5 protein-coding genes are annotated in these 6,039 nt (G+C 30.3%); 3 read left to right on the top strand and 2 right to left on the bottom strand.

The genetic code is table 11. From position 1 onward, the window contains the following. The first annotated feature begins 698 nt into the window (after positions 1-698). The gene (locus B3N22_RS12065) at positions 699-1,376 is read left to right on the top strand and encodes a helix-turn-helix domain-containing protein (RefSeq protein ID WP_286907425.1); all 678 of its coding nucleotides are present in this window, start codon (positions 699-701) and stop codon (positions 1,374-1,376) included. Further along, on the top strand, positions 1,352-2,263 hold the full coding sequence (locus B3N22_RS12060; RefSeq protein WP_349676628.1) for an IS3 family transposase: 912 nt from the start codon (positions 1,352-1,354) through the stop codon (positions 2,261-2,263). The genes B3N22_RS12065 and B3N22_RS12060 overlap by 25 nt, the downstream gene beginning before the upstream one ends. A gap of 203 nt (positions 2,264-2,466) precedes the next feature. Here the strand turns inward: B3N22_RS12060 and B3N22_RS12055 are convergent, their stop codons facing one another. Next, positions 2,467-3,417: an SPFH domain-containing protein gene (locus tag B3N22_RS12055; RefSeq protein WP_286907423.1), complete on the bottom strand. Its 951-nt coding sequence runs from the start codon at positions 3,415-3,417 to the stop codon at positions 2,467-2,469. Next, positions 3,418-3,858 carry an NfeD family protein gene (locus B3N22_RS12050; RefSeq protein WP_286907421.1) on the bottom strand — a complete coding sequence of 147 codons (441 nt, stop codon included), beginning with the start codon at positions 3,856-3,858 and terminating at the stop codon, positions 3,418-3,420. A 259-nt stretch (positions 3,859-4,117) separates the two neighbouring features. On the opposite strand from B3N22_RS12050, the gene B3N22_RS12045 reads away from it, so the two are divergent. Then, entirely contained in the window at positions 4,118-6,022 is a 1,905-nt protein-coding gene (locus tag B3N22_RS12045) for an NAD(+) synthase (protein ID WP_286907419.1), read from the top strand. Positions 6,023-6,039 lie beyond the last annotated feature (17 nt).

Below are 6,039 nucleotides of genomic sequence, written 5' to 3'. Positions count from 1 at the left end.
CGACAAACATGCTGGGCGAACTCTGTAGGAGCTTCCTCTCAAGCTCCATCAAATTCCTTTTAGCTTTATCAATGAAGGATTAGACTGACGCTGAAAGAAGCGTCTACCGAGTAGCAGTGCACTTCTATCCTGTAGGAGCTTCTTCTCAAGCTCCATTAAATTCCTTTTAACTTCTATCAGTAAAGGATTAGACTGATGCTGAGGAAGAGAAGGAATTTGATGAAGTTCTTCGAACTTCTACAGATCAGCAGTGCGTGTCTACCGAGTAGCAGTGCACTTCTGTCCTGTAGGAGCGTTTTTCAGCTCCATTAAATTCCTTTTAACTTCTTCCCTGTAGGAGCGGTTCTCAGAAGGACTCTAATGAGACTAAAAACCAGTCTCTACAGAGGAATAGTGCAGCTCCATCAAATTCCTTTTAACTTCTATCAGTAAAGGATTAGACTGATGCTGAAAGAAGCGTCTACCACATCAAAGTTCGTCTTGCCCCCTATCTTGGGCCTCATCTTGGGCCCTTGTACCTAGTCTCTTATATAATAAAGTGTTTAGCCTGTTGTTTTGCCTAATCTTTAGCCTACTTAACTAAATACTAATTTAAATGTAAATGTAAATAAAAAAGTCGCCAAGGCGATTATGATATGCTCCCTTTATAGTAGACAGTAAAAATAATAAAAACTGTTACTATATAGGGAGCGTTTATTATGGGAAGAAAATCTAAAATTTCATATAAAATTAAGATAAAGGTAGTACAAGAATATTTAGAAGGAATTTGTAGCTTACGTAGTGCTGCTACAAAATTAGGAATTCATCCAAGCAGTATTGAAGGATGGATACGTAAGTATAAAGCTTTTGGAGAAGAAGGCTTATTAAACAAAGGATATAATTCAGCCTATTCTGCTCAAGTTAAAATTCAAGCTGTTATTGATTATATTGATGGTAATGGATCTTTAAGTGATATTTGTATTAAGTATAAAATAAGTTCTACTGGTATTCTCCAGCAATGGATTAAGAAGTATAATGGTCATAAGATATTTAAATCTCATTCTACTAAAGGAGATAAACTTATGACTAACGGAAGAAAAACAACTTATGAAGAAAGAATTGAAATAGTATCATTTTGTATTGCTAACGCTAACGATTATAATTTAACTGCTAATAAATTTAATGTTTCATACCAACAAGTTTATACTTGGGTAAAAAAATACAATAAGAATGGATATAGCGCGCTAGTCGATAGACGCGGAAAAAGTAAATCTTTTGAGGAACTAACTGAATCAGAAAGATTTTCGGTGCGATTGAAACTTTTAGAAGCGGAAAATAAACGTTTGAAAATAGAGAATGATTACTTAAAAAAATTAGAGGAAATAGAAAGGAGGTAGATAAATATAATATTTCATCTACTAATAAGTTTATTGCAATTAAAGAATTACATGAATTAGGATATTCAATATCTGAGTTATGTAAATGTGCTAAAGTTGCAAGAGCTTCTTATTATAAGTGGTTAAATAGATTAGAGACTAAAAGAGATAAAGAAAATAAAATTATTTTAGATGAAATTATTAAACTGTACTCAGAAGTTAAAGGAATTTATGGATATCGACGTATAGCATTAAATATAAATAATAGACTAAATTCAAACTATAATGATAAGCGTATATATAGACTTATGAAATCTATAAAACTTACTGCTATTATTAGAAGAAAAAAGAAAAGATATATTCAAAGCACGCCTCAAATTACAGCTGAAAATATATTAAATAGAAACTTTGTAGCAAATAATCCAAATGAAAAATGGCTAACTGATGTTACTGAATTTAAACTAACTAATGGAAGTAAAGCTTATTTAAGCGCAATACTAGATCTTTGTGATAATAGTATTATTTCTTATGTGCTTGGTCGATCTAATAACAATAAATTGGTTTTTGATACTTTAGATAAAGCTATTGAATCTAATCCGACCGCAACGCCACTATTCCATAGTGATCGCGGATTTCAATATACATCTAAAACATTTAAGTATAAATTAAATGAAATTAATGCAATACAAAGTATGTCTAGAGTAGGTAGATGTATTGATAATGGACCTATGGAGGCTTTTTGGGGTACTCTAAAAGTTGAGATGTATTATCTGCGAAAGTTTGATACGTTTGATGAACTTAAACAAGCTATTGATGATTATATAGAATTTTATAACAAAAAAAGATTACAAAAGAAATTAAAAGGCATGGCTCCTATTGAATATAGAAGCCATACCTTAGCGGCGTAATTTTATATTATTTACTCTGTCTACTTGACAGGGAGCAGTTCAATTTCATGTCTAATAAATGAATTTAACGCAACCACTCCTACGTCGGATTGCTACAGCAATAATGTGTATAATTTCCTAAAGAATAAAAAAAACCGCCAGATATATCTGACGGCAAAGGCCTACGTAGCCTCCAAAAGGTATTATTATTATATTCACATTTTTTAGTTTTTATTCTTTAACATCTCAGCTATTGCAGCTATACTTCCTAAAGATGAAAGTGTTTCATTTGGAAGTATAAGTTTGTTTGCTGGATTTTTAGACATTTCTTTTAATGCCTCAACTTGTTTTAGAGCTATAACTGTTTCATTAGTACCTGATTCTATTATAGATGCATTTATTTTTCTAATAGCTTCAGCTTCAGCTGCTGCAACAGCCTCAATAGCCTTAGCTTTACCTTCAGCCTCAAGAAGTTGTGACTCTTTTAATCCTTCAGCTCTTCTTATATTAGCTTCTTTTTCAGCTTCAGCTTGTAATATCTTGGATTGCTTATCCCCTTCAGCTCTAGCTATTGCTGATTGTCTTGCACCTTCTGCTTCAAGTATAACAGCTCTCTTATCTCTTTCGGCTCTCATTTGCTTTTCCATTGCTTGTTGGATTTCTGCTGGAGGAATTATGTTTTTAATTTCTACTGAAAGAATTTTAATTCCATAAGCGTCGGTTATATCATCAACAACTTTTAATAGTTCTTGATTAATTATATCTCTTCCTGATAGAACTTCATCTAAAGTCATGTTACCTACTATATTTCTCATATTAGTAATAGTTGAATAAATTATACCTGATTTGAAATCCTCTATGTTATAAACAGCATCTTTTGCATTTAAAACTTTATAGAAAATAACGTTATCTATTGATATTTTAACATTATCCTTTGTAATAACTGCTTGTGGTTGAATATCTAAGATTTGTTGTTTTGTAGATACTTTTCTTCTAACGAAATCTACAAAAGGTATAGTAAAATGCCAACCTGGCTCTAAAACTCTATAAAATTGTCCAAACCTCTCTAATACATATAAATTACCTGTATTTACCACCTTTACAGAACTAAGTATTATTGATAATACTATTACAGCAATAACAATAACAAAAATTAAACCAATTAAACCTTCCATTTAAAGTTCTCCTTTCAACTTTTCAATAATAATTTGATTTCCTTTTAACTCGATAATTCTAAAACTATCCCCTTTGTTTATTATTTCTCCTCTATTTATAACTCTCCATAAAACTCCATCAAGTGTTATACTTGATTTTTCAATAATATCTTTTTCTGATTTATGGATAGTTCCAATAAATTCTTCTTCTCTAGTTTTAATTTGTTTTATATTTACTTTGAACTTTTTTCTAGCCCAAGGATATCCAATAGCTATAGCTATTAAACTTGAAATTAGAAAAATTACTATTTGTAGTTCTAGTGGTGCTCCTAATATCAATGAAGCCAATGCTACAAGCGCTCCTATTCCAAACCAAACAAATAGAAAAGATGAAGTAAATACATCTACTAAAAGAAATGTAAGAGCTATAATGATCCAAATGATTATAATCGCCGTATTCAATTAATTACCTCCTTTTTTTCTTTATATCTATACTATACACTAGTTACAGATTATTTACAACTTATTTTTAAACTCTTTATAGGTTTTTTTATACTATATTAAGCAATTTAGTATAGTCTTTCTATGTTTTTTGTTGATTTTCTTATATTTTCTAATTATTATAAATTTATATAATAAATTTAATGGAACTTTGTCCTTTGGATAAAAAGATAGAATTTCAGCATATTAAATTTAAATAATAATTTTTGGAGATGATGTTATGGATTTTGTAAAAGTCGGAGCTGCTTGCCCTAAGTTAAGGGTAGCTGATGTAAATTATAATGTTGAAAATATTATAATTCAAATAAATGAAGCCTATAAAAATAATACTAAATTATTAGTTTTTCCAGAACTATCTATTACCTCTTATACTTGTGGAGATTTATTTACGCAGAAAATATTAATAGAAAAAGCTTATGAAGGTTTGCATACCATATGTGCAGATTCTAAAGATAAAGATATCTTGATTATTGTAGGAGCACCTCTTTTATATAATTATAACCTATATAACTGTGCTTTTGCAATTTTTGAAGGAAAGATACTGGGCATAGTTCCCAAATCCTTTATTCCTAACTATACTGAATTTTATGAAAAAAGATGGTTTACTGAAGGATTAAATCTTTTAGACAAAAAGGTTGATTTGTTTTTCCAACAAGATATCCCTTTTGGAACCAACCTAATATTTGGTTATAAAGACCTTAAGGTTGGAATCGAAATTTGTGAAGACCTATGGGTAGCTATACCTCCATCTTCTCAGCTTTCACTTATGGGAGCAAATATAATTTGTAATCTTTCTGCCTCAAATGAACTAGTATCTAAAAGCACTTATAGAAAACTACTTGTAGAAAATCAAAGTGCTCGCTGTATGGGAGCTTATATTTATGCTTCAGCAGGAGTTCATGAATCTACTACAGATTTACTATTCTCTGGTCACTTATTAATTAGTGAAAATGGAGGAACTATAAATGAAAATGAAAGGTTCCAAAGAGAAAATGAAGTATTATATGGATTTATAGATATATTTAAACTTAATTCAGAAAGAAGTAAAAATATAAGCTTTAGGGATTCATCAAAGATATTAACTAATGAGCCAAAATTAATACCTATTTCTTTTAAAGATACTTCAATAAAAAACTTTGATAGATTTATATCTAAACATCCTTTTGTTCCATCTTCTGAAAAAGAAAGAGAAATTCGTTGCAGAGAAATCTTTAATATTCAATCTTCTGCTTTAGCAAAAAGATTAGAACATACAAAGTCTAAAAAAGCTGTAATAGGTATATCTGGGGGACTAGACTCCACTCTAGCCTTACTTGTAATAGTAAAAACCTTTGATTTATTAGGTTTAGATAGAAAAAATATACTAACTATTACTATGCCTGGTTTTGGAACAACTGATAGAACTTATAATAACGCCTTAACTTTGTGCAAAGAACTTGGTTGCGATTTAAGAGAAATAAATATTGTGGAAGCTTGCTTAAAACATTTTGAAGATATTGGCCATGATAAAAACATACATGATGTTACTTATGAAAATGTTCAAGCAAGAGAAAGAACTCAGATATTAATGGACTTAGCTAACAAAGAAGGCGGGATACTAGTTGGAACAGGAGATCTTTCAGAGCTTGCTCTTGGATGGTGTACTTATAATGGAGACCACATGAGTATGTATTCCGTTAATACATCAATACCAAAAACATTGGTTAGATATTTAGTAAAATATGTTGCTGACTTTGAGTCATCAAAAGAAGTTAATGAGACCTTATTAGATATCTTAGATACTCCAGTTTCTCCTGAACTTCTTCCTAAAGATGAAAATGGTGAAATTGCTCAAAAAACAGAAGATATAGTTGGTCCTTACGAACTTCATGATTTCTTCTTATATCATTTTATAAGACATGGTTCTTCTCCTGAAAGGATTCTGTTCTTAGCAAAAAATGCATTTAAAAATGATTACTCTGAAGAAGTAATAAAAAAATGGTTAGATAAATTTTTATGGAGATTTTTCTCTCAACAATTTAAAAGAAGTGCTCTTCCTGATGGTCCAAAGGTTGGTACAATATCATTATCACCTAGAGGAGATTGGAGAATGCCATCAGACGCTTCTCCAAACAGTTGGTTTTAATAAGGTTAATATAAGCA

The organism is Clostridium sp. UBA1652 (assembly GCF_002320975.1).
Classification (GTDB): Bacteria; Bacillota; Clostridia; order Clostridiales; family Clostridiaceae; genus Clostridium_T; species Clostridium_T intestinale.
The sequence above is the reverse complement of the archived record's forward strand: the minus strand, read 5'-3'. Positions and strand labels throughout refer to the sequence as shown.

Excerpts from the sequence above, each read along its gene's own strand:
- B3N22_RS12045 (WP_286907419.1), top strand. The coding sequence starts at position 4,118 with ATGGATTTTGTAAAAGTCGGAGCTGCTTGCCCTAAGTTAAGGGTAGCT.
- B3N22_RS12055 (WP_286907423.1), bottom strand. The coding sequence starts at position 3,417 with ATGGAAGGTTTAATTGGTTTAATTTTTGTTATTGTTATTGCTGTAATA.
- B3N22_RS12065 (WP_286907425.1), top strand. The coding sequence starts at position 699 with ATGGGAAGAAAATCTAAAATTTCATATAAAATTAAGATAAAGGTAGTA.